This is a genomic window from Olleya sp. UBA1516 (genome assembly GCF_002323495.1).
GTDB lineage: Bacteria > Bacteroidota > Bacteroidia > Flavobacteriales > Flavobacteriaceae > Olleya.
On record NZ_DCQO01000017.1, the window covers coordinates 57,964 to 83,555 of the forward strand.

The 25,592-nt window shown below is 31.0% G+C and carries 23 protein-coding genes and 1 tRNA gene; 6 read left to right on the plus strand and 18 right to left on the minus strand.

What is annotated here, in order from left to right; genetic code table 11:
* Window positions 1-86 precede the first annotated feature (86 nt).
* Both B2989_RS10650 and B2989_RS10655 read right to left on the minus strand, forming a co-directional pair.
* Window positions 87-1,427 carry a TPM domain-containing protein gene (locus tag B2989_RS10650; RefSeq protein WP_292948181.1) on the minus strand — a complete coding sequence of 447 codons (1,341 nt, stop codon included), beginning with the start codon at window positions 1,425-1,427 and terminating at the stop codon, window positions 87-89.
* Between the two features lie 50 nt (window positions 1,428-1,477).
* Window positions 1,478-3,487 carry a glutamine--tRNA ligase/YqeY domain fusion protein gene (locus tag B2989_RS10655; protein WP_292948183.1) on the minus strand — a complete coding sequence of 670 codons (2,010 nt, stop codon included), beginning with the start codon at window positions 3,485-3,487 and terminating at the stop codon, window positions 1,478-1,480.
* 154 nt (window positions 3,488-3,641) lie between these two features.
* Here B2989_RS10655 and folB point away from each other — a divergent pair, with 154 nt between their 5' ends.
* A complete protein-coding gene (folB, locus tag B2989_RS10660) occupies window positions 3,642-4,004 on the plus strand; it encodes a dihydroneopterin aldolase (protein ID WP_028282533.1) in 363 nt (120 codons plus the stop codon).
* A gap of 50 nt (window positions 4,005-4,054) precedes the next feature.
* Window positions 4,055-4,125: transfer RNA gene (locus B2989_RS10665), tRNA-Cys, on the plus strand.
* Between the two features lie 179 nt (window positions 4,126-4,304).
* Here the strand turns inward: B2989_RS10665 and B2989_RS10670 are convergent.
* The 6 genes from B2989_RS10670 to B2989_RS10695 form a co-directional block, all read right to left on the minus strand.
* Window positions 4,305-4,655: a ribose-5-phosphate isomerase gene (locus B2989_RS10670; protein WP_292948187.1), complete on the minus strand. Its 351-nt coding sequence runs from the start codon at window positions 4,653-4,655 to the stop codon at window positions 4,305-4,307.
* Window positions 4,648-5,088, minus strand: a complete 441-nt coding sequence (locus B2989_RS10675) for a GldL-related protein (RefSeq protein ID WP_292948189.1) — start codon at window positions 5,086-5,088, stop codon at window positions 4,648-4,650. The genes B2989_RS10670 and B2989_RS10675 overlap by 8 nt, the downstream gene beginning before the upstream one ends.
* 92 nt (window positions 5,089-5,180) lie before the next feature.
* The gene (locus B2989_RS10680; protein ID WP_145005016.1) at window positions 5,181-5,858 is read right to left on the minus strand and encodes a LysE family translocator; all 678 of its coding nucleotides are present in this window, start codon (window positions 5,856-5,858) and stop codon (window positions 5,181-5,183) included.
* A 122-nt stretch (window positions 5,859-5,980) separates the two neighbouring features.
* Window positions 5,981-6,658, minus strand: coding sequence for a head GIN domain-containing protein (locus B2989_RS10685; protein ID WP_292948192.1), 678 nt, complete (start codon window positions 6,656-6,658; stop codon window positions 5,981-5,983).
* 111 nt (window positions 6,659-6,769) lie between these two features.
* Window positions 6,770-7,072 (minus strand): YbjQ family protein, encoded by a 303-nt coding sequence (locus tag B2989_RS10690; RefSeq protein ID WP_145005022.1) that lies wholly within the window; start codon window positions 7,070-7,072, stop codon window positions 6,770-6,772.
* A gap of 154 nt (window positions 7,073-7,226) precedes the next feature.
* Window positions 7,227-9,470, minus strand: a complete 2,244-nt coding sequence (locus B2989_RS10695) for a ribonuclease R family protein (protein ID WP_292948195.1) — start codon at window positions 9,468-9,470, stop codon at window positions 7,227-7,229.
* Between the two features lie 703 nt (window positions 9,471-10,173).
* Between B2989_RS10695 and rpiB the strand changes: the two genes are divergently transcribed.
* Together rpiB and B2989_RS10705 are read left to right on the plus strand one after the other, a co-directional pair.
* Complete coding sequence (rpiB, locus tag B2989_RS10700) at window positions 10,174-10,608, plus strand: ribose 5-phosphate isomerase B (RefSeq protein WP_292948197.1); 435 nt, start codon at window positions 10,174-10,176, stop codon at window positions 10,606-10,608.
* Between the two features lie 73 nt (window positions 10,609-10,681).
* Window positions 10,682-11,125 carry a GNAT family N-acetyltransferase gene (locus B2989_RS10705; RefSeq protein ID WP_292948199.1) on the plus strand — a complete coding sequence of 148 codons (444 nt, stop codon included), beginning with the start codon at window positions 10,682-10,684 and terminating at the stop codon, window positions 11,123-11,125.
* Here the strand turns inward: B2989_RS10705 and B2989_RS10710 are convergent, their stop codons facing one another.
* From B2989_RS10710 to B2989_RS10730, 5 genes are all read right to left on the minus strand, one after another.
* Window positions 11,126-11,992 (minus strand): OmpA family protein, encoded by an 867-nt coding sequence (locus B2989_RS10710; protein WP_292948201.1) that lies wholly within the window; start codon window positions 11,990-11,992, stop codon window positions 11,126-11,128.
* Window positions 11,993-12,051: 59 nt separating this feature from the next.
* Window positions 12,052-13,686 carry a S41 family peptidase gene (locus tag B2989_RS10715; RefSeq protein WP_292948203.1) on the minus strand — a complete coding sequence of 545 codons (1,635 nt, stop codon included), beginning with the start codon at window positions 13,684-13,686 and terminating at the stop codon, window positions 12,052-12,054.
* A gap of 49 nt (window positions 13,687-13,735) precedes the next feature.
* On the minus strand, window positions 13,736-14,101 hold the full coding sequence (gene rnpA / locus B2989_RS10720) for a ribonuclease P protein component (RefSeq protein WP_292948205.1): 366 nt from the start codon (window positions 14,099-14,101) through the stop codon (window positions 13,736-13,738).
* Window positions 14,102-14,103: 2 nt separating this feature from the next.
* Window positions 14,104-14,919: a LexA family transcriptional regulator gene (locus tag B2989_RS10725; RefSeq protein WP_292948207.1), complete on the minus strand. Its 816-nt coding sequence runs from the start codon at window positions 14,917-14,919 to the stop codon at window positions 14,104-14,106.
* Window positions 14,920-14,996: 77 nt separating this feature from the next.
* Window positions 14,997-15,500 carry a hypothetical protein gene (locus B2989_RS10730; protein ID WP_292948209.1) on the minus strand — a complete coding sequence of 168 codons (504 nt, stop codon included), beginning with the start codon at window positions 15,498-15,500 and terminating at the stop codon, window positions 14,997-14,999.
* Window positions 15,501-15,763: 263 nt separating this feature from the next.
* Here B2989_RS10730 and B2989_RS10735 point away from each other — a divergent pair, with 263 nt between their 5' ends.
* A complete protein-coding gene (locus B2989_RS10735) occupies window positions 15,764-15,910 on the plus strand; it encodes a hypothetical protein (RefSeq protein ID WP_292948211.1) in 147 nt (48 codons plus the stop codon).
* A gap of 111 nt (window positions 15,911-16,021) precedes the next feature.
* Here the strand turns inward: B2989_RS10735 and B2989_RS10740 are convergent, their stop codons facing one another.
* From B2989_RS10740 to B2989_RS10760, 5 genes are all read right to left on the minus strand, one after another.
* Complete coding sequence (locus B2989_RS10740) at window positions 16,022-17,848, minus strand: M1 family metallopeptidase (RefSeq protein WP_292948213.1); 1,827 nt, start codon at window positions 17,846-17,848, stop codon at window positions 16,022-16,024.
* Between the two features lie 64 nt (window positions 17,849-17,912).
* The gene (locus B2989_RS10745) at window positions 17,913-19,529 is read right to left on the minus strand and encodes a S8 family peptidase (protein ID WP_292948215.1); all 1,617 of its coding nucleotides are present in this window, start codon (window positions 19,527-19,529) and stop codon (window positions 17,913-17,915) included.
* A 19-nt stretch (window positions 19,530-19,548) separates the two neighbouring features.
* Window positions 19,549-20,409, minus strand: a complete 861-nt coding sequence (locus tag B2989_RS10750) for an MBL fold metallo-hydrolase (protein WP_292948217.1) — start codon at window positions 20,407-20,409, stop codon at window positions 19,549-19,551.
* 73 nt (window positions 20,410-20,482) lie between these two features.
* The gene (locus tag B2989_RS10755) at window positions 20,483-22,669 is read right to left on the minus strand and encodes a SulP family inorganic anion transporter (protein WP_292948219.1); all 2,187 of its coding nucleotides are present in this window, start codon (window positions 22,667-22,669) and stop codon (window positions 20,483-20,485) included.
* The gene (locus B2989_RS10760) at window positions 22,666-23,514 is read right to left on the minus strand and encodes a universal stress protein (protein WP_292948221.1); all 849 of its coding nucleotides are present in this window, start codon (window positions 23,512-23,514) and stop codon (window positions 22,666-22,668) included. Before B2989_RS10760 ends, B2989_RS10755 begins: the two co-directional genes overlap by 4 nt.
* Before the next feature lie 170 nt (window positions 23,515-23,684).
* On the opposite strand from B2989_RS10760, the gene B2989_RS10765 reads away from it, so the two are divergent.
* Window positions 23,685-25,529, plus strand: coding sequence for a cation:proton antiporter (locus tag B2989_RS10765; protein WP_145005066.1), 1,845 nt, complete (start codon window positions 23,685-23,687; stop codon window positions 25,527-25,529).
* Window positions 25,530-25,592 lie beyond the last annotated feature (63 nt).

Below are 25,592 nucleotides of genomic sequence, written 5' to 3' on the forward strand. Positions count from 1 at the left end.
TTTAAATAAAAGACTAATAACTAATTAATTAGTCTGTATTAATATAAAACTTTACAAAATACAAGCTGTAAAAATCTCCTAAAGTATTACCAACTACCACTTGCACCTCCTCCAGAGGATCGTCCTCCTCCACCAGAATAACTACTGCTTGAAGATGATGACCTTGACGAAGAATAAGACGACGAGGAATAGCTTGAGGCACCTGATGAAGAATACCCTCTAGCAGAACCTGGATTTAATTTAGCAGATAATTTGGCATCGCGTTTAAAAAAAGCAAATCCAAACGACTTATTATATTCTCCTTTAATTTGATAGATAGCAAAATATATTGCTATAAAATGAAATAGTATAATAACAGATATAAAAAAGCCTAAAACATAAATAATCTGTACGTTAGCCATTACACTGTTAATATCTTTATTTAAAACAATATCAAGCATAAAAAAGAAACCCATTACAATTGGTAATGATCCAAACAAAAATCCTGCAACAAATAAAAATACTGTTGTTGGTATATAAAACAGATAAATAAAAACACCTAATTGTCCTGTAAATAAGCTTTTAAAAATAAGAATAGCTCTTGTAAAAGCTAATTTTAATAACACAAAATACCCAATAAAAACAAAGATGGATAAAAAGCCTGTTATCAATAAACCTAAAAATAATTTCAAGAAAATAACGTAAAAACTATTAATAACTAATAATGCTAACGTAGCATAGATTATAAACTTAGTCCTATGATTGTTATATAGTAATTTAAGTTTAAATGTTTTAAAACTTTGTTTAATTACTAGTCTGTAATACGCATAAATACCTATCCAGAAATAAACAAATAATAAAATAATGGATACAATAAGCTTGGTTATAACATGTACACCATCTGTAGACTTATCGTTTGTTGATACTGCTTCTTTATTTATAAAATTAGAAAACTCGTTAGCATAAATTGGATCATCAATTAATTTAATAAGCTCTGAGGTTGCATCATCAATACCTTCAAAAAAACGACCTTGTTTAAAAAGTGGTGTTATCCTATGTCTAATAACTCTTGATGCAAAAGCGTCTGTAATAATAGGCTCTAAACCGTCTCCTACTTCTATCCTAACCTTCTTGTCATTAACAGCTATTAAAATTAAAATACCATTGTCAACATCTACTTTACCAAAGTTATTACCTTCTTGATTAAATACAGAATACGCATAATACTCAATATTTTCACCATCCAAATCTGGTATGGTTAGTACAACAATTTCATGTGTTGTTCTGGCTTCAAAAGCAGTTAATTTATCTCTTAAAAGTTGGGCTTCATTGTTACTAAAAATATAGGCATTATCTGTTACCATGTCACTAATAACAGGATACTCTTGTGCGTTTGTATTATAGATACAAACAATAAGAAAAAACAGTACTATTTTTAGTTGTTTCAATATAAAAAAATAACCTATCAAATTTTTACATCTGATAGGTTTTTAAATTATTAGTTAAGCGCTTTTGCTTCGTTTACTAACAGCTCGTTTTTGTCTTCCAACGCTTTGTTAATAAAGTCTGTTATCGCTTCGTTTTTATCTAAACCATTATCAAGTAAAATACCTAAGGTTATCATAGTAATAACACGAGTTCCTACTTTTTTAACTGCTGTACCAAATAGTGGTTCTAAATCTTGATAAGCAACGTCTTTTGCTAGTGCTTGTATTTCGGCTTTAGCCTTATCTTGTTGTTCTGGCTTCATCCTATCATATTTTTTACCATATGATTTTATTTGCTCTATAGCAGGACGATTGTTTTGTTGTGGTTGTTTTTGTTGGTTATTTTGCGCATTGGCAGCTGGTTTTTGTTTTGCCCAACTATCACGTAAACCAACAGTTTTATTAAATACTAACGCCTCTGCTTTAGAGTCGTTATCCACATTAAAATATCCTAAACGTTGAAACTGAAACTGCTCTCCTACCTTAGCTTCTTTTAAACTAGGCTCCACAAAAGCGTCTATAATTTTTAAAGAGTTTGGATTAATAAACTCCATAAAATCTTTATCCTCGTGACTATCTGGTGCTTCGTCTAAAAATAATCTGTCGTATTCTCTAACTTCAGCTTTAATTGCATGCTTAATACTTACCCAATGTAAAGTCCCTTTAATACGACGTTCTGTGTCTTCAGAGTATGTACAATGTACTTCAGTTATATTTCCATTAGCATCTTTAACAACGCTATCTGCTTTAATGATATAAGCATTTTTAAGCCGTACTTCTCCGTCTAGTTTTAGTCTAAAAAACTTACTACTAGCTTCCTCTTTAAAATCTTCTTTTTCTATATAGATTTCTCTAGAAAAAGGTACTTTTCTAAAACCTGCTGCATCATCTTCTTGGTTATTTTCGGCTTCTAACCATTCCTCTTTATCTTCAGGATAATTTGTAATAACCACTTTTAAAGGGTCTAAAACTGCCATTACACGTGGTGCTTTTTTGTTTAAATCCTCACGTATACAAAACTCTAAAAGTGCAACGTCAATAATATTATCACGTTTAGCGACTCCAACAGTTTCTACAAATTTTCTAATAGCTGTTGGTGTAAAACCACGACGACGTAGTCCTGAAATTGTAGGCATACGTGGATCATCCCAACCGTTTACAATACCTTCTTCTACTAACTTAAGCAACTTACGTTTACTCATGATAGTATAACTAAGGTTTAAACGTGCAAACTCACGTTGTTTAGGTTGCATTGGATACTCTGATTTAGAATAATCATACACTTGCTCCTTAAACCAGTCGTAAAGCTCTCTGTGAGGCTTAAACTCTAGTGAGCATAAACTGTGTGATATTTGCTCTATATAATCACTTTCTCCATGCGTCCAGTCATACATTGGATAAATACACCAAGTATCACCTGTCCTGTGGTGTGCTTTCTTTAAAATACGATACATTAATGGATCACGCATTAACATGTTAGGATGTTGCATGTCTATTTTAGCACGTAAAATATGTTCGCCTTCATTAAACTCGCCATTTCTCATGCGCATAAAAAGGTCAAGATTTTCTTCAACAGATCTATTTCTAAATGGTCCATCAACTCCTGGTTGTGTTGGTGTCCCTTTTTGTTCAGCCATAGCGACAGAAGATTGAGAATCCACATACGCTTTACCATCTTTTATTAACTGTACAGCCCAATCAAATAGAATTTGAAAATAATCTGACGAGTATACCTCGTTTGCCCATTGATAGCCTAACCAAGAGATATCCTCTTTAATAGCATCTACATACTCCTGCTCTTCTTTAGCAGGATTAGTATCATCAAACCTAAGGTTAACTGGTGCATTATATTTTTCGCCTAAACCAAAACTAATACCAATTGCTTTAGTATGACCAATATGTAAATACCCATTTGGTTCTGGCGGAAATCTAAAACGTAGTTTACTTTGATCTAAACCATTGATTAAATCTTCTTCTATAATTTGCTCTAAAAAATTGAGTGACTTTTTATCTTCAGACATACGTGTTTTACTTTATTGTAATTGATTATTGCTATTACATCAACTTAATAATAAGCTGTAAAATTAGTTATTTTTTAGTTGAAATGAATTTAACCACACTTTAAAAATTTAGTAAACTACTATTTTAGGTACTTTTGCTCAAAATTTGAAGAAAATGGGAATAATTAAAGTTGAAAATATACGCGTTACTGCATATCATGGTTGTTTAAAAGAAGAAACTGCTATTGGAAGCGACTATTTAGTAAATTTAAAAGTGAAAGCAGATTTACAAAAAAGTACAACATCTGATAAATTAGAAGATACAGTAGATTACGTATTTTTAAACAAAGTTGTAGTTGAAGAAATGGCGACACCAAGTGCACTTTTAGAGCATGTTGCTAAGCGTATTTTAGATCGTATTTTTAAAGAAGATACATTAATTACTATTGCAACGGTTGCTGTAAGTAAAATAAATCCTCCAATTGGTGGTGATGTACAGATGGTTACAGTAGAATTAACAGAAAAAAGAAAAAACTAACAGAAATAGGGTAAAACGGTAATTATTTTTATATTTGCTGTCCTATTAAGGGTGTCGTGGCCGAGTGGCTAGGCAGTGGTCTGCAACACCATCTACAGCGGTTCGAATCCGCTCGACACCTCAAGAAAGCGTTACTTTATAAGTAGCGCTTTTTTTTATGTCTTTATTTTATATGAATTTTAAATGATTAAAAGCAGGTTACATAATAACAATCATGTAAGTATAAAACATTTATTTTTTCTAATTATGATTGAAAATTATGAAAAGATTGCTTCGTACCTCGCAATGACCACTAAAATTTTAATTAAACCAGACTGCATATTTTTTTCGACGTAAGTCTAAAGCTAATGCTTCTTCCATTTTTAAAGCTTCTGCTCTAGTTGCAATTGGTCCAATATGGTTGTATAAACTAGGTCTTAAATACATGCCATATTTCTGGACAATGTTAGACGATAACTTATGTCCCTTTTTGTTAACGTAGCCAGTTTTATGTTGTAAAAAACGCTCTTTAGGCGTTTTACTAGTCATACCAACATATAAACACTCTAAAACACCATTAAACTGTGGATTGGCAGCTCTAAACTTAGTATTTTGAGTAAATACTTTTTTTGACAATTCCACAACGTAAATATGATATTGCGTTTTAGACATATTCCGTTTTGCGTCTCACAAAATAGTCTACAATTACTAATATAGAAGCCAAAAAAACACCTAACGTAAATAAGACATTAGCGTAAGGCCAATGTTGAATTTTAAAAAGAGTTCCAAAAGCAATACTACCAATACTAATAGCTATAAAGCCGTAATATACTTTTTGTGCAATATTGGAAAGGACAAGTTGATTGCTATTAAAATAATTAGCGCTTTCTGTTAATAACCACCAACCAAATAGTATTATTAAAATACTAAAACCAAATACTTGATTAAATCCAAGAAGAAAGTTTAAACACCACAAAACAATCGTAATAACTTTAATATAATCCATGGTTTCTTTGTCTTGTTTAAAATAAAAACGAATGGGATATACTATCAAAATACCACTAATACTAAAGGTTAATAAATCATATGCATTTGGCCAATGCATAATTTTAAATAAGTTACCTAAAAGTAAAATTGAGATACAAATACGAAGAAGTAAGGTATTTTTTTTGGGTTGAAAAGTACTCATAAAACAAATTATAATGGATTAATTTGCTCAAGCTTTTCTTTAATTTTTTCTTTTTCTTCTGGAAAAAAACCTTGTGCTAACAGCAAAATACCAAATCCTAGAATAACTAAAGCAATAATTTTTTTAGTTTTAAAAATAAGACGTGGCGTTAATTTATTTTTAAGTCTTTTAGCTGCAATAATTTTTACTAGATCTGTTACAAAATAGGCAACCAACATGGTTGTAACAAAAACAATTACTCCGTTATGCGAAGTTGTAATTTTACTAGCCAAAACTATAAAACCTAACCAACCTAATAAGACACCAATGTTAATAAAGTTAAGTAAAAACCCTTTAACAAATAGTTTACCATAGCCTTTTTTAAATTCTACTTTATGATACTCTTTAACAATAGATCTAAACGATCGCGATGTTTTAACAAACGAAATTATGCCATAAAACACCAATAATACACCACCAAATATTATAAAATTAGGGTCATTTTCAATTTTACCAAGTAACCTTTCAGTACTAAAAAAGGCGACTACAATAAATAAAATATCGGCCAAAATTACACCAGCATCAAATATTAATGCACTTCTTACCCCTTTAGTAGCACTAGTTTCTAACAATACAAAAAATACAGGTCCTACGGTAAAAGAAAGTATTATACCAAAAGGGATAGCTGCAAGTATATCGTCGAACATTGATTTTAATTGTGTTTACTACAAAGTAAAGAAAATATTTAATTAACACATAGTACTATAGCTACAAATAAAAAAAGCTTCAAATTAAATTTGAAGCCTTATTATAAATCTGGTTAAGTTATTTAATCATTTTTTACAGAAATAGAACCTCCAAACGTGTGCTTTTTAGTTACTATTTGTGGATCTCCATAGATATCAATGGTTCCACCTGCTGTAATACGTGCATCTACAGAATCGCTTGCTTTAACCTCTGCTTCACCAGCTGCTCTAACTTTTACTGTTGTATTTTTTGTTTCAAAATCACGACCTTCGTAAATACCTCCTGTATTAAGCGTTATGTCTTGCGTTTTGGCTTTACCTCTAGTTTCTACAATACCTCCAGAAACAGCTCTTACATTAACTGTATTAACGTCTAATCCAACAATTATAGAAGCACCTTCTTGCGCACGAAGCTCTATGCTGTCCTGAGTTATTAACTCGTTACCAACAACTATGGCTCCTTCATTAGCATCAATTACTTTTAAATCTGTGTAATGTACAGCTACAAAAGTTTTAGTACCATCAAAACTACGATCAAATTTCATGCGTACTTTTAAGGTATTGTTTTTAATTATAATCTCTACATCATCTACATCCTCTCCAGTAATCATAACTTTATTTTCGTCTGATTTTACAAGACTTACTTTAATTAAGTCAAAGACTTTAACTTCGTTAAAATCACCAACATTTTTGTTTTTTGGATTTTGAGCAAAAATTAAAGTTGTTGCTAAAAAGAAAACTGTAACTAATAAATTTTTCATTTTAAAAAAGGTTTTGTTTTAATAAAGAGGCTTCTTTTTTGCAAGTGTTACACTTTTAGTAATATTAGTTTTTATTTATAAACACACTAAAAAAATAAAAAGACTAACTATTTATTTTTGAGGTGCTACGCTTACTGCTGTTCCTGTTACTGAAACAAAAAAATAAGAGCCATTTACGGTTTCAAAATCAACATTTATGCCAACTACTGCATTTGCGTTTAAATTGCTAGCATTGGTTTGTAACTCTTGAAAAGCATGTTCCTTTGCTTCGTTAATAACGTCTGTTGTTAACTCTTTATTTTTTTCGGTCTTAAAAGAAAATTTTGTTTTAGTCTCAAAAGAGGTTCCGGTTATAATCCCTTTGTATTCAATTATTCTAAATCCTTCAATAGAATTTGTTGTTGTTAATATCATGGTTATTGGTTTTAAATATTAGTAGTTAAATGTAATAAAAAGTTACTGTTAATAACGAAAACTATATACTGGCTAAAAAAAAAATGTATCAAAAACTTAAAGTTAATTGATACATTTTTTAAAATTTTTAAGGGTTAAAAAAGATTAGTTACTATTAACCTTCGTGCTTACCAATTAGGTTGAAGTCAAGATGACGTTTTACTAAATCGGCTTGTTTTACTTTAACAATCACCTCATCTCCAAGTTGATATACTTTTTTAGTATTACGTCCAACTAATGCAAATTGCTCTTGATCAAAATCATAATGATCGTCATTAATATCTCTAATTCTAACCATACCTTCACATTTATTAGAGATAATCTCTACATAAATTCCCCAATCGGTTACACCAGAAATTACACCAACAAATTCCTCGTCTTGATGGTCTTGCATAAATCTAATTTGCATGTATTTAATCGAGTCACGTTCTGCTTTAGTTGCTAAATATTCCATGTTACTAGAATGTTTACACTTCTCTTCATATTCCTCTTGATTAGCACTTTTTTCGCCATCTAAATAACGTTGTAACAATCTATGTGCCATGACATCTGGATAACGTCTAATTGGTGAGGTAAAGTGAGAATAATCACCAAAAGCCAAACCGTAATGTCCTATATTTTTAGTGGTATACTCTGCTTTAGACATGGTTCTAATTGCTAAAGTATCTACTAAATTTTGTTCTTTTTTACCTTGAACATCTGTTAATAACTGGTTTAAAGATGATGCAATTCCGGCTTTACTTTTAAAGTTTAGTTTATGACCAAACTTAGCAACTACGCCTTGTAAAGCAGCTAGTTTACTTTCATCTGGCTCGTCATGAACACGGTAAACAAAAGTTTTTTCTGGTTTCATTTTAGAAACAAACTCTGATACTTTTTTGTTAGCCAGAAGCATAAATTCTTCTATTAACTTGTTAGCATCTTTACTAGTTTTAAAGTGAACACCAATAGGATTTGCATCTTGATCTAAAGAGAATTTAACTTCTACTTTATCAAAACTAATAGCTCCTGATTGCATACGTTTATTACGCATTTTTTTAGCTAGCTCGTCTAATTTTAAAACCGCTTGTGCTATTTCTGGAGTTGTATTATACTGTTTACCAGTTAATGATACTTCATTTGGAATGATTGTATCTATTTTTTCTGGATTAGAAATAATTTCGGCTTTGTTAAAAGTAATGTTATTTTCAATGATTGCCTGTGCTTCTTCATAAGCAAAACGAGCATCACTATACGTTACTGTACGACCAAACCATTGGTCTTTAATTTCGGCTTTATCATTAATTTTAAATACTGCTGAAAACGTATATTTCTCTTCATGAGGACGTAATGAACAAGCACCATTTGATAAAATTTCTGGTAACATAGGTACAACTCTATCTACTAAGTATACTGAAGTTGCACGCTCATAAGCTTCGTCATCTAAAACAGTATTTTCCTTAAGGTAGTGTGATACATCTGCAATATGGATTCCTATTTCATATAAACCATTATCTAAAACTGTAAATGATAACGCATCATCAAAATCTTTAGCATCTTTTGGATCTATAGTAAAGGTTAAATCTTTACGCATATCACGACGTTTTGCTATTTCTTCTGCAGTAATATTTAAGTCAATAGAATTTGCAAAATCCTCTACTTCGGTTGGAAACTCGTATGGTAAACCATATTCTGCTAGTATAGAATGTATTTCTGTATTATGCTCTCCAGCTTTACCTAAAACTTTAATTACACGACCATTAGGTGAATCTGCTTTATCTGGCCAATCCTCCATTGTAACCACAACTTTATCGCCATCTTGGGCTTTTAAAGTTTTATTAATTGGCACAAAAATGTCAGTTTTCATTTTATTACCATCTACAACAACAAAAGCAAAGTTTTTCTTTTCGTGTATTTGTATAATACCAACATACTCAGTTTTAGCACGTTTGATAATATTGGTAATCTCGCCTTCAAGCTTACCTTGTTTTCTTCGTTTATAAACGTATAATTCTACTTCGTCACCATTTAGTGCTTTATTAACATTGTTAGAAGCTATATAAATATCGTTCTCAAAAGCATTGCAAATAACGTAACCGTTACCACGTTGTGCTGCATCAAAAATACCAGTATGATACTCAGTGTTAACAACTGCTTTAAATTTTCCACGATCTGTTTCTATAATCTCCTCTTTAGCTTTAAGTTGCGCTAATTTTTTAATAATCTGATTACGACTACTAGCATCATTAACTCCTATTTTAGCTGCTATTTGCTTATAGTTAAAGCTTTGGTTTCTTTCTTTTTTTAAAATACTTAAGATTGTATTTGTAAGATTGGAAATCTTATTATTTGAAGGTTTCCTGTGTTTTTTTTTTGTCATTTAATTTGTAATCTATTGAATCTCTAAGATACTTGAAATTCTGTTATTTATAACTTAATACAAGGAGAAGATTGGTTATTAAGTTTATACAAAGCTACGTTATTATAATTAAATGAATATTAAACTAATATTAAATCTTGAATTTAGAGTTATTCACATATATACTATATATCATTTATTTTCTTTTAAATTTTAAAAAAAAAATAGTGATTATTATAGCTTGTTAATAGCGGTATAACTTTTTTAGATTTTGATTTGATTTGTTTAATAATAGAGTCTATTAACAAGTTATTAGCTATCTAAAGTATTTGGTTTTAAAGTAAATACTTATGTTATTAACAACTGTTAATAACGACTGTTGACAACAGATTTTTGATAAGTATTTTAAAAATTGATGTTGGTATCTGTAATTTTTATAATGATAAGTATGCAAAAAAAAAGGGCTAACTTTTTTGGTTGTTAATAACCAATTTTGGTTTGTAAAATTAACTGGATAATCCTAACAAAAGTTTTAAAAAACAATCACAAGATATTAACAAGTAATTAATACTTAATCCTGAGTAGTTAACAATTTAATAATAGTGATTGATTTTTAAATAATTACGAATTTAATTTTTATGAATAAGTTAATAGCTATTACTTATTAATACTTGTAATCAATTATTAACTTTGAAATCTAATAAACAATAACACAACTACTACTATGAAAATATCAATTGGTAACGATCATGCAGGCACAGACTATAAGTTTGCTATCGTTAAACATTTAGAAGTAAAAGGTTACACTGTTAATAACTATGGTACTGACCAAACAGACAGCGTAGATTATCCAGATTTTGTGCATCCTGTTGCAAATGATGTAGCAAACAATACTGTAGATTTTGGAATTTTAATTTGCGGTAGTGCAAATGGTGTAGCTATGACTGCTAATAAACACCAAAAAGTTAGAGCTGGTATATGCTGGACTAAAGAAATTACAGAGTTAACAAGACAACATAATGATGCTAATATTATTTGTATTCCTGCACGTTATACAGCTGTACAACAAGCTATAGCTATGGTAGACACATTTTTAGAAACTAAGTTTGAAGGTGGTCGTCATCAAAACCGTGTCGATAAAATACCAGTTAATTGTTAATAACCCTATATTAGACTATAACCTTATTAAGGTTGTAGTCTAATTTATAACTTTACTTTAATTATTTACTATTATGTTAAACATACAAACTAAAACTTTTGAGCAATTAACAACACAAGAGTTGTATGATATTTTACAATTACGAAGTGAAGTTTTTGTTGTTGAACAAGATTGTGTGTATCAGGATATTGATGGTAAAGATCAAAAAGCACTACATATTATAGGTTTTAAAAACAAAAAAGTAGTGGCTTACACACGTGCTTTTAAACCAGGTGATTATTTTGAATTTTCTAGTATTGGTAGAGTAGTTGTTGCTAGTAATGAGCGCCAACATAAATATGGTGTTGCTATAATGAAAGCCTCAATAGAAGCTATTGTAGCATATTACAACGAAACTAAAATTAAGATTTCTGCACAGTGTTATTTAAAACTTTTTTATAACAGTTTAGAATTTTTTGAAATAGGTGAGGAGTACCTAGAAGATGGTATACCACACGTAGCGATGATTAAAGATTAATTAATCTTCTTTACCTACATAAGTTACTAAAATTTCCACACGTCTGTCTAGTTCTGGAGCTCCACCAAGTGGAAATTTACGACGCATTCCTACGTATTTCATTCGTTTTTTGTCAACGCCTTTTCTAGCTAAATAATCATAAATATATTTAGCTCTGGCTACAGATAGATTGCGTTTTTTGGTTTTTTTATCTACCGCATCACGACTCATTTGCGTGCAACATACATGACCTTGTATGGTAAAATAGATGTTTTTTTTAGAGACTAAAATCTTAGCTAAATCTTCTAAAGTTTTTTTAGACTCTGAGGTTACGTAACTATAACTGGTTTTAAAATAAATTTTGTCTAGCGTTATTTTATCCCCTTTTTTTATTGTGCCTTTAGCTATGTCATCTGTAGTTTTTTTACTGTCATCTGTTTCATTTTCAGTGACTTCTTCAGGTTTAGTAATGGTCTTTTTTTCGGGAAGTTTTGGCGTAACAATAATTTCTACCTTGCGGTTTAAACCTCTTATTTGGTGGACTTCTTCTTCGTTTAAAACTTTTAGTAGTATTTCACCTTTTCCGTTTACATTGGTAATTAAATTTTCGTCAATTCCGTAACCGGAAAACAACTCTTTAATTGTATTTGCTCTGTTTTGTGATAACTCTAAATTATAGTCATTAGAGCCTCTATCATCGGTAAAACCATAGATAGATATTTTTTGAATTGCTATGGTATCTAAGTTAGAAATAAATAGTAAAATACGGTTTTCTTCAGTTAAAGGAACGTCGTATTCGTCTGTATTAAAATACACATCATGTGTTAATTCGCTTTGCGAAAAACCTAATGTTGTGCTTAATAATATTAATAAAAATAAATGCTTCATGATTATAAACTAGCATTAAATATACCAAAAATTTAATATGTTAAAATGTGTTAGCTTATTTAGTTTAAATATCTGTTGTATTTAGAGGTATTTGATAAAATATCTGTTGCAGTTTTAATCTCTTCATTATGAGTTTTGTAGTACTCATATAACCCTTCTCTGTAGACGTAACGTTTAACGATTTCGTCTGTTAATAAGTTAATTAATTGTTTTTTATTATTCTCTACAGCTTTAGCTTTAGAGTTGTCTAGATTAGTTATTAAGGTTTTATAATCCTTACTAATATCGTCATCTAAATTTTCAGATTTTGAAACTTCCATTGCTTTTTTAAGTGCTTTTTCAGTTTCCGTTTCAAACTCAAAACCTGATGTATTTAGGTAGTTTTTAAAGGTATTAAAGTCGGTATCTGTTAATCTAAATTTAGAGATATCTTCTATCTTATTGTTATAGTAATAGGTTGTTGCAAAATCAAATATGCTTTGACTATTTAAAATAGCGTCTGTTATTGCTGTATTTTTAGTCACCTCTAAAGCTTCGTCAGGAAAGACACCACCACCATCAAATACTTTACGACCATTTTTAGTTTTAAAGACATTGTAATTTTCTTGTTTAACTCTTACAGCGTTACCGTTGTCATCTCTGTTCCAATAATCTAAAGCCTGTATACATCTTCCAGAAGGTGTGTAATATCTTGATATTGTTACTTTTAATTGTGTACCATAAGTTAGTTTTTTAGGACGTTGTACTAGACCTTTACCAAAACTTCTAGACCCAACTATAACTGCACGATCAATGTCTTGTAATGTCCCAGAAACAATCTCTGATGCAGATGCACTGCGACCATCTATTAATACTACAACTGGGATGGTTGTGTCTATAGGTTCTTTTGATGTGTAATAGGTTTTATTATATTTTTTTACTTTAGATTTTGTGGTAACTACTAATTGTCCCTTTGGTACAAATAGGTTAACCACATTAACCGCTTCGTTTAGTAAGCCACCAGGATTACCTCTTAAATCTAAGATTATTTGTGTTGCACCTTGTGCTTTTAAATCTTTTAAAGCATAACCAGTTTGTAAAGACGCTTTTTCGTTAAATTTTTGAAGCACAATATAACCTGTTTTAGCGTCTATCATGGAAAAGTGAGGAACAGCATCAATTTCTATTTCAGATCGTGTAACAGTGGTTGTATTTGTTTTTCCTTGACGTTTATAGGTAATTTCTAATGTAGAGTTTGGTGTTCCTTTTAAAAGGTCTGAAGCATCACCATCAAAACCATCTAGTATTGTACCATCTACTGCTATAATTTCGTCACCAGCTTTTAATCCTGCTTTGTCTGCTGGATAGTCTTTGTAGGGCTCAATAACCAGTAATTTATCTTTTAGTGTCTTAATCCTTGCTCCAACTCCTGTGTAATCTCCTGTACGACGTATACGCTCTGCTTCTACATCTTGCTCGTTATAAAATTTTGTATATGGATCCAAGTCGTTAAGCATATTTTTAATGGCATTATCCATTAATTCTGCAGGATTAGTTTCATCCACATAGTTCATATTCAGCTCTTTAAAAAGGGTAGTGAATATTTCTATTTGTTTAGCTATTTCAAAAAAATCGCTTTTAAAAGCAGTACCTGTAAATAAAATGGTAACAGCTAATATTGGAATTATAAGACGTTTTTTTAATATGTTTTTCATGATATTTTTTTTGAACTAAATGCGATAAGAATTTTGAAAATAAAAGTCCTTATGGTTTAGAAATTTGGTCATTAAATTTAGATAGTAACGTTTTCATTTTTTGATTAATTACCTCAAAATCTGGCATTTCTTTACTAAGATATAAAATCATAAGCATGAAATGGTCATTATTATTGTCTATTAATAGATTTTTATTTAATCTGTAGCCTTCTCTAAGCAAGCGTTTAACACGAATCCTATCCACAGCTTTTTTAAAATTACGTTTACTTGCAGATACACCAACTTTTAAAGTAGTATCATTTTTTAAATATACCATACGTAATGGATAAGCAGACACTGATTTACCTTGTTCAAACAATTTTTCGATTGCTTTTTGGCTTTTAAGTTTTTCGTGTTTATTATAAGTAAGACGCATTATTAGTTAATTTTTAAGTCTTTTTTTAATACTGAATCTTGTAATTGTACTAATTTAGTTTCAAGTTCATGCAACCTATCGTAGACATCAACAGGTTGAGATATTTGTTTAGATGCAAACATTTTTACGTGCCAAATTTCCATAATATCTTCAACGTTTATTGAAAAATCTGGATAATTTCCGTCCTTGTTATCACTCTTTAAAATCAGTTTTTTATCCCTTTTAGTGGTATTAATAATACGCTTTAAAACAATACCATCGTTTTTACTAATTACAACATAAATTTGATCATTTTTTATATCCTCTAATTGTTCTACATATTTAGCAAATACTAAATCTCCATCAAAAAATGTACTAACCATTGAGTGACCTTGAACTTCAAAACACCTAAACGTACCATAGGCAAGATTAGGCATATAAAAAGAAGGTAAGGTCTGAATATACTGGGTGTCACCATAGCCATTTAGGTAGCCTGCTCTTGCTTTTATAGGTACATAAATTACATTTTCGTTATTATCACTTGTTACCGAAATTACCTGAGGCACACTAGAAAATATTGGACTACTGGGTAAATCTTGATTTAGCATGACTTTACTTTTTCCAAATAGATAATTTGGATTGATATAAAATACATTAATAATGGCGTTTAATACATCATAACCAGGCTTAGTTTTTTTACGTGTACCATCCTTTTGTAAACGTCCATTTATAATACTGTCAATAGTTGTACCAGTCACACCTATACGTTTTGAAAACGCATAATTATTAAGATTAAAATGGTTAATTATTGTGGTGATTTTTTGATCAATCTGCTGCATGGTTCAAGAAGTAATCCTGTTTAAAATCTAATTAAAGGCTAATATACAAATTAATAAAAGTTAAACATTTGTACTATTTAAAACAAGTATAAGATACGCTCTTGATTATCTGGTAATCCAATGATATTATTACAATAGTCATTTTGGTAAATTAAGTCCCCTTTTTTAATATAACCTTCTGCTTTTGGCATACAAGCATCCCAAGCATTTGATGGTTTACAGTCTTTTAAATTTAGTTTAATTATAGTGTGATTTGCAACTGTAATTACAGCATATGTATAATCTTTTGCTTGGTTTAATGCAGGAGCAACAGTGTCTTTATTTAAGCTTATTATTGCTTTCGCAGAAATTTTAGCAGTCTCCTGAAATGTTTCAATAGGATTGGTTGTTGTATCGTTTTTTAAACTTTTAATATCCTCTAAAAAAGGAATAGTTATAATCCCTGTAGTAGATTCTGTTTTTGAATTTGTTTGGGATGATACTACCTCATTTTCTTTGTTTACCGAAGGTGTATTAGTTCTGTTTTCATCCTTGCAGCTAAATATTAGTAACACAATTAAAAGTAAAGTAAATGGTTTCATTTTATAAATAGTATTAATTAACATGTTGAAATATAATGAACTAAAATTTTTAAGTCTAACTTCTATTTATTTTTTTATTTGGATTAATAAAAAACTTAATCAACAATTAAATGAAAAAATTATTAGTATTATCAGTTGCCTCTTTATTTTAAGCAACAAGTTGTGGAACAATAGGTGTTGTATCTACGCCATCTGAGTACAAAACTGCAGGAAAAGAACTAAGTGTTGTAAAAAAAGGTGTTAACATTTTTGGATTTACTCCAATGGATGTTCAAAAAGTAGCTGGTGCAGCTTTATCTGAATTAAATGGAAAATGTAGTAACGGTGTAACTAACATTAGAACTACTGTTTATGGTAAAGCGTTTATCGTTGGATTTGAAAAATTAGAAATTACAGGTAACTGTAACTAATTATTTATACAATTTAAGTACTTAAGGTGTAGATTTTTATCTGGACCTTATGTGTAAAACAAAAAAGCTACAACTTAAGTTGTAGCTTTTTTTAGTTTAATTAAAATCTATTTACTGTTTTACAGTATTATTAGTTTTATCTATATCTGCCATTAACTGATTTGGATCTATAGTAATAGATTTAATCATGCTTTTTGGCTTACTAATACTAAAGCTATAGTTTGGTATTGCCCAAGCCCAATCGTTTATGATTTTAGTTGTAGTTGCTACTGGCTTTTCACCACGCATCATTTGTAACGGGATGTAATATTGCTCTGTTGTACCATCATTATACGCTACCTCAATATCTAAAGGCATTGGCATTAATCCTATACGCTCTAAATTAACAGTTGTAATGCTATTATTCTCTTCGGTTGATGTAATAGCATAGTCGATAGTATTTGTGGTCTGTGTCCAGTCCATTAAGTACCAATCTAATTCTAAACCAGAAATCTTTTCAGCAGTTCTAATAATATCAAGTGGTCTAGGGTGTTTAAAAGAAAAATCATCAAAATATTTTTTAAGCGTTTTCTTTAGGTTATCCTCTCCAATAATATATCCTAATTGAGATAAAAATACTGACCCTTTATTGTAAGCAGTAATACCGTAAGCCATATTAGTTTCATAACGATCTGCATGTGTTGACTGTGGTTTTTCTTTACCTGATTTTACTAAATAGTAATAACCGTTATATGCTCCAGCAGCTGGGTTTTTTAGGTTAGTATTGTTAATAGCATCCATTGCATAATCACTAATGTAACTTGTAAAACCTTCGTCCATCCATTCATGTTTAGCTTCATTAGAAGCTAATAAAAATTGAAACCAAGTATGTGCCATTTCGTGTGCAGTAACACCAACTAAACTACCAAAACTACGTTTTCCTGTAATTAAAGTACACATAGCGTACTCCATTCCACCATCTCCACCTTGTATAACAGAGTATTGATCGTATGGATATTTTCCAACGGTTTCAGATAGATATTGCATTAATTGTACTGTTTTAGGCTGTAAATCTTTCCAAAACTGTAAATTTTCTGCTGGTAAATCGTTTTTGTAATAAAAGTTTAGCATTGGACCATTAGGTACTTGCATAGTATCGTGGATGTAATCTGGATCTGCAGCCCAAGTAAAGTCATGTACTTTAGGTGCTTTAAAACGTAACGTTTTTTTGTTTCCTTTTACTTCAGCTTCGCCTTGTTGGTAACCTGTACCACCAACAACGTAATTTTTATCAATAGTTAAATTTACTTCAAAATCTCCCCAAACACCATGAAACTCACGTCCAATGTATGGGTCAGCATGCCATCCTTCAAAATCATATTCTGCTAATTTAGGATACCATTGCGTCATTGATAAAGCAACACCTTCTGCATTATCACGACCAGAACGTCTAATTTGTTGTGGTACTTGTGCATCAAAATCCATTGTAAAAGTTACACTTTCTCCTGGTTGAATAGGTTTTGCTAAGTCAACTTCTAGAACTGTTCCAACAGTCTCATGGCTTAATGTTTTACCATCTTGCTTTAAGCTTTTTACTTTAATGTAACCAATCTCGTTTGGAGCCAATTTACTAATACGATCTCCAACACGCTTGTCTGGATCTGCTATTGTACGAGAACGCACATCCATTTCGCTACCTGGTTGGAAGGCATTAAAATATAAATGGTAATACACACGATTTAAAACGTCTGGTGAGTTGTTAGTATACACTAATGTTTGTTTACCATTGTATTGATACGTGGTTACATCCATATCAATATCCATTTTATAATCTACGTGTTGTTGCCAATAGGTAGATTTAGAATCTTTTGTGTTACTTGATGAATTGGCAACTTGTTTGGTAGAATTACATGAAGATAAAATACCAAAAGCGGAAATTAAAAGAAATAATTTTTTCATTGTTTTAAATTGAAATAAAAAAGCCTCAACATAATAGGTTGAGGCTTTTTTGAATTATTAATTGTTATTTAGAAATTTGTGAAGCCATAACCAAAGCGTTATAAGCATTTACAATTTTAGCCGATTGACTTAGGTCAGAAAATGGTTGAATGTTTTTAGCATCTCCACCAACAATAACTTTAGACGTTACTGCTAAACCAGAATCCATAATAATTTGTTTTACTTGTGCACCTGTTAGTTTTGGATATTGTGACCAAACTAAAGCAGCAACACCTGCAACAGCAGGAGCAGCCATACTTGTACCACCTTTAGTATCATATTCGTTTTCTGGAGTTGTAGAATATACTTGAGCTCCTGGAGCAAAAACATCTACATTTTTCTTACCGTAGTTAGAAAAACCAGCAACTAATTTTGTACCATAACTTGGTGCTAATGCACCAACACGAATGTAAGTGTTTGATAACTCTACATAATCAATATTGTCATCAGGGAAGTTAGCTTCAACATCTACATCTTTACTATCGTTACCAGCAGCATGTACAAAAATTACACCTTTATCACTTGCATATTTGATAGCATCTCTTACCCATTCTGGGTGCATAGAAAAGCTTTTACCAAAACTACCGTTAATTACTTTAGCTCCATTATCTACAGCATATCTAATTGCTTTTGCAATATCTTTATCGTACTCGTCACCATTTGGTACTGCACGAAGCGACATAATTTTTACGTTATTAGCAACACCATTTGCTCCTAAACCATTGTTACGCTCTGCAGCAATAATACCTGCAACGTGTGTTCCATGACTTTCAGATTTTTTTACTGGCATAACGTTTCCGTTTCCGTAACCTGGCTTATCGTTAAAATCGTTTGGATTATCTCCTGTTTTACGACCGTTAAAGTCTTTGTTTAAGTTAGCATTTAATTGGTCTGTAAAATACTCTACACCACCTTTAATTTGCTTTTCAGCTTCTGGAATAGACGTCATCCCGTTAGCATACATAAATTTAGCTGTAGCTACTGCTGTTGCTAATTCAGATCCTTCTTCTGCAGTAATTGCGTTAACTTCTGCAGGTGTATAATCTTCTTTTTTAAAGTGTGCAGTTAATACTTTATTTGCGCTGCTTACTTGACCATATATTTGGTCGTAACGTTGCTTACCACTTAAGGCTTGTTGGTAATCTTTTTCTAGTTTTTCTGCTGCTTCAGCATATCTTGGGATACTTGTATCACCAGTTGCTACGATACGCGTCATTTCTAACTGCTCGTCATAACCATCTCCTAAAAAGTTCCATCCATGGACATCATCGATGTAACCATTATTGTCATCATCTTTTCCGTTTCCTGCAATTTCTTTAGGGTTAGTCCAGATAACACCATCTAAATCTTCGTGTGTAATATCTATTCCAGAATCAATAACAGCAACAATAATTTGCTGTCCTTTTTTACCTTTAATAATTTCGGCGTAAGCCTTATCAACACTCATACCAGGAATTGTATCTTTTACTAAATCTAAGTGTCCCCAATTGTGTGCTTCTGCGTCTGTTAAAGCAGACTCTTTCATTGGTGTGTTATCAATATTTTCTATAGGTGTAGATAATATTGGAGCACTTCCACCGCAACTAGATAAAACTATCGCAGCAAAAGCCGAAAATAAAATTGGTTTATAGGTAATCTTCATTATAAATTGTTTTGAATTGTTAATTAAAAATATCGTTACAAGTAAAGGTGTCTTTTAATCGTACGCCTTTTTCTGTATGTTGCACAGTAATTATTTCGTTGTGTGCATCGTGTTCCAAAAATAAGTAATAATTGTTATCTGCTGCTAGATTCAGGAATTTTTCTTTTTCGTCTAACGTCAACAATGGTCTTGTATCATAACCCATTACAAAGGGTAAAGGTAAATGTCCAATGGTTGGTAATAAGTCTGCCATAAAACAAATGGTTTTACCTTTGTAATTAATCATTGGTATCATTTGTTTGTCTGTATGTCCATTGGCATAAAATATATCGAAACCTAAAGCTGAATTTTTTAAAATATCATCCTGTGGAAGGTCTGTAAATTTTAGTCGTCCACTTTGTTCCATTGGTAATATGTTTTCTTTTAAAAACGAAGCAACTTCACGTCTGTTAGGTTCTGTTGCCCATTTCCAATGGTCTTTATTGCTCCAAAAGTGAGCGTTTTTAAAGGCAGATTCTAATTTTGTACGGTCTTTATTATAATTAAAAGCACCTCCAGAATGGTCAAAATGTAAGTGCGTTAAAAACACATCTGTAATATCGTCTGTAGAGAAACCTACTGCTTTTAAAGATTTTTCAATTGTATCATCTCCATATAAGTTGTAATGACCATAAAACTTTTCGCTTTGTTTGGTTCCCATTCCTGTGTCAATTAGTGTCAAACGGTTTCCGTCTTCAATTAATAAACAACGTGCAGCGATATCTATTAAATTATTAGCATCTGCTGGATTGGTTCTGGTCCATAAAGTTTTTGGGACAACACCAAACATGGCACCTCCATCTAGTTTAAAATGACCAGCTTGTATTGGGTGTAATTTCATTATAAAGTATTAGTATTAAAACTACCTGCAAATTACTAAATAAGTGTTAAACACTTAAAATATTAAGGTTTTATTAAGAAATAACCGCTTTTAGACGTTTACCAAAATCGTAAAGTGCTTTAATTTCTTTTATACTAGCTAATCGCTCGCGACCAAAGACCAACAAATCTTGACCATTAGACTCGATATGGTAGTACGGATTACTTTCAAAAAAGTGCGTGATTTCATCTGTAAAAAACTGTTGTATAGCTTGCGTATCTTCACCTAATAAATAAAAGCGATTGGAAAAATCTGTGTGGTTTTTAATAGGAATATCTTTAAAACCTGCAAAAGCATAGACTTTTTCCAAAAAACCTTCTCTGTCTAGAGTAAACTCTGGAATTTGTTTGTTTAGTTTAATATGAAGCATTGTACTACGCACGACTTCTTTAGCAATAAATTCTCCTTCAGAAAACTCGATATCAAATAATTTTAAACCATTGTTTTTATTAATGGTTTGGTTATAGATGTAGTTGATTTGTTTTACCCTGAAAAATATGAAATTGTTTAAAAAGCCCGTTTGTTTTTCTTTTTTAGCATTGTAGTCTAAGTTATAATCGTTTGCTAACTCCTCCATGGTGGTTTGACGACGCGTCAAGCTATTTTTAATAACATTTGGTACGGGAAGTAAGCGACGCAATGCAAATGGATGTTCTGAGTCTGTATCGTGTAAATCTAAGCCTAAAACTTCAAAGTGTCCACCACGTTTTGCAAATAGCTCTTGATAGTTATTAAGGTTTTCCATAACAGTATGGTCCACAAATTGGCATAGCGAAAAATCAATAATAACGTCTTCGTTTTCTGGTACTGCGTCTAATTTAGCTTTTAATTTATAGAAATTTAAAAAGCTACAAAAATGCTTAACACTAATATAATAATGACCATCTTCTTGAAACATTAAAACGTTTGGTTTAAGCCAATTTCTGGCAAAAAGTGATATACTTTTATTTAAGACAATATGTATAATAAACGTGATTAATACACCTGATAAAATACCCGAAATTAAACCAATTTTTAATGTAACAATTAGGGTAACAAAAAAGATGATCAACTGTTCTTTTCCAATTCTAAAAATCTTTTTAATATTTTCTGGAGACGCTAGTTTATATCCTGTGTAAACTAAAATTGCCATTAATGCTGGTAATGGTATACGTGCTAATTGCGTACTAAATAAGACAATAAAAATAACTAAAAAGAAAGCATGAAAAAAGTTGGAAGACCTATTACTACCTCCATTATTAACGTTAACTGAGCTTCTTGCAATTACAGTTACGACATTAAGACCACCTAAAAATCCACTTCCTATGGTTGCTAATCCTAAGGCTTTAAGATCTTTGTTTACATTACTTCTTCTTTTTTCTGGATCTAATTTGTCTACAGCTTTGATGCTTAATAAGGACTCTATACTAGCAATTAATGTTAAAGCTAATACACTAGTCCAAAACGGAAATGTCCCGATTTTACTAAAATCCACAGTTGGTATTTGCGATATAATTTCTGAAAATTCTGGTATACCAGAAATCATGTAATTTATTGCAATTGGGTTGGCTTCATGCGCAACCAACTCAAAGTAATAACTAAACCCAATAGAAAGTATAACAATCCACATTGGAGCAGGTATAAGTTGTAAGTATTTGTTTCTTAGTTTAGAATAAAATATCATAATTAAAAAACTAATAACTCCAGCTAATGCAGCATAAATTAATCCTGTATTATCGTAATGTATAGCATCGTTTATAGTAAATGGGATTTCGAATAAATAATCAACCGTATCTTCCCTTTTAATCCTATGCGCTAACATAATATGAAACTGTTTTCCTAGTATAATAAGACCAATAGCAGCTAGCATACCTTGAATGGCAGAGGATGGAAAAAAATCTGCTAATTTGCCTAATCTTAAAAAGCCTAAAAGTAGTAACAAGGCTCCAGAGCAAATAATGGCAGCATAAGCACTTTCTATACCCAAGGTTAAAATAGTACCTAAAAGCACACCAACTAATCCGTTACCTGGACCAGAGATAGTAACGTGACTACCACCTAAAATAGAGACTAAAATTCCACCAATTACAGCAGCAATTACACCCGAAATTGGAGGTGCATCACTAGCCATAGCCAAGCCTAAACCTAAAGGTAAAGCAATAAGACTTACCACAAAACCAGAAAATATATTTTTAGGTAATGCTTTAAAAAAGACGGTTGTATTATTTTGTTTTGGACTCATTGAATAATTAAAACATCGGTTGGTAGCTCAGTTAAAATATGTTCAATATCATGCGGAAATAAACGATCCCAAAACGTCATTTTTGATGGCGCATTCATGACTAACAAATCTGCTCGAGATATTTGGGCATAATGACCAATGGAATACCCTTGGGTTCCAAAAATAGGTTGAGATTTTATTGCAATAGTATTAGTATGTTCTTGCGGTAAATCTTCAATTATATGATTAATTCTTGAGGTTTCACGATTACTAATACGTTCTCTGACAATATTAGCATGTCTTAAAGATTTGTCATCATCCACATTTACTGCAATTTCATTGGGCTTGATTTCTTCTACTATTGTTATTTTTTCGGCTTTAAGTTTTGATGCAACATAAAAGGCAGTCGCTATGGTTTGTTCGGTTTTTGGATCTTCTAATCCATTAACAACTATGTGTCTACAGACAATTCTGTCAATAGAAGGATTAATTAATAATAGTAGACTACACTTGGCTTGTCTAGTTATTTTTCTAGCAATAGAACCAACATAGTATTTTAATAAATTTTCACGTTTGGCTGCTCCAATAATTAAAAGGTCTATATCTTTTTTATTTGTAGTGTCTAATATAGCAGCAACTGGGTTTCCTGATTTAAAAACGACTTCATACTTTAGATTATCTTTTTTAAAGCTACTTAATATGCTATTTATGGTCTTTGACTTATCATCAGATTGTGCTCCAATATGAATCATAATAAGTTTAGCATCAAAAAATAAAGCGAGTCTAGCAGCTTCAAAAATATTAGCTTTAAGATTGGGCGAAAACGCGATACCAATTCCTATGGTTTTAAAGGGCTTTATTGTCAATTAGGTTAGTAGTTTTTTGATGAAAAATTGTAAGATACCATTTTTTTAAGTTTAAAAAAATTGAGTTAGATAGTGGTCTAGGCTTAAAAATTTAACTTTTTACTCTAAATTTGGGTTAAATTATAGAAGTAGAATTTTAGAATTAGTATTTTCACCAAAACGATAATTGAATGATAGAATTAGGAGGAATCATTATTTTAGGAATACTTGCACAATGGGTTGCTTGGAAATTAAAAATACCAGCAATTTTACCTTTAATATTAATTGGCTTGTTGGTTGGTCCAATTGCAGCCGAGTTTTTAAGTGAGGATGGAACCAAATGGATTGAACCAATATGGAATGGTGACGAAGGTTTATTTCCTGGCGAAAGCCTGTTTTATTTTGTATCCTTAGCCATTAGTATTATTCTTTTTGAAGGAGGTTTAACCTTAAAAATGAGCGAAATTAAAAATGTTGGACCTGTAATTACCAAGTTAATATCTGTAGGGTCTTTGGTTACCTTTTTTGGTGCTGGTATTGCAGCACATTACGTTTTTGGGTTAACATGGGAGATTTCATATTTATTTTCAGGATTAATTATTGTTACAGGACCAACAGTAATTACACCTATTTTAAGAAACATTCCGCTTAAAAAAGACATCTCTGCAGTTTTAAAATGGGAAGGGATTTTAATTGATCCAATCGGAGCATTAGTAGCAGTATTAGTATTTGAATTTATTAGTGTTGACGCAGGTGGAGAGTTTACTAAAACCGCATTAATAGAGTTTGGTAAAATTGTGTTATTTGGAGCTACCTTTGGATTTACTTTTGCACATGCTTTAAATTTTATTATTAATAAAAAGTGGGTACCTCATTATTTATTAAATGTCTTTGCATTAGCAGCTGTTTTAGGTGTTTTTGTATTGTCGGATGTCTTTGCGCACGAGTCTGGATTACTTGCAGTAGTGGTCATGGGAATGGTGTTAGGTAACTCAAACTCTCCATACCTAAAAGACTTATTATATTTTAAAGAATCTTTAAGCGTACTATTAATTTCAATATTATTTATTTTACTAGCAGCTAATATTAATTACAGCGAGCTATTATTAATTTATAACTGGAATACAGTAGCGCTTTTTGCTATAATAATATTAGTTATTAGACCTATTGGTGTCTTTTTAAGTACGTATGGATCTAAGCTCAAATTAAACGAAAAACTGTTTATTAGTTGGGTTGGACCACGTGGTATTGTAGCTGCAGGAATCGCTTCGCTTTTTGGTTTAAAATTAGCTAGTAAAGGTGTTGAAGGAGCCGAGTATATTACTCCTTTAGTATTTGTAATTGTTTTAGGTACTGTACTTTTAAATGCGACAACAGCTAGACTTTTTGCTAAGTTAGTTGGTGTGTTTTTAACCCAATCTAATGGAATACTAATAGTAGGAGCATCAAAAGTATCTAGGTTAATTGGGCACTACTTAGAGTCACATGGTAGACATGTGGTCCTAATTGATAGTAATCAAAATAACATTAACAAAGCTAAAGAGCTTGGTTTGGAAGCTATAAACACCAATATCTATTCTGAAACATTAACTGATAATATCGAGCTTAATGATGTTGGATATTTAATGGCTTTAACAGGAAACAACGAAATTAATAAATATGCTATCAATAAATTTTCAAAGCAATTTGGAGAAAATGGTGCGTTTAGATTAGTGTCTACAGAAGAGATGTTAGATGAAAATAATAATCCACATGAAGGTTTATTTTCTCATACAGATGACTTTAACACACTTTCAGATGTAACTAGAAAATTTCCTAGTATTCAAGAAATTGAAATTATAGATAAAGCACATCTAATGGATTTAATTAAAACCACAAATGAAGACCGTGAAATAGTTCCATTATTTATAAAGGATGACGAAGGAGAGTTACACATAATATCGTCTTACAACACTAATTTTGAAGACGTAAGTGAAGGTTATTATTTAGTCTATTTAGGAAAACCTTTAGACGTAGAAAAAGTAGACACAGTCTAACTAAAAGTATAAGGCATAAAAAAACCTTCATTTTAACAATGAAGGTTTTTTTTATATCTAATA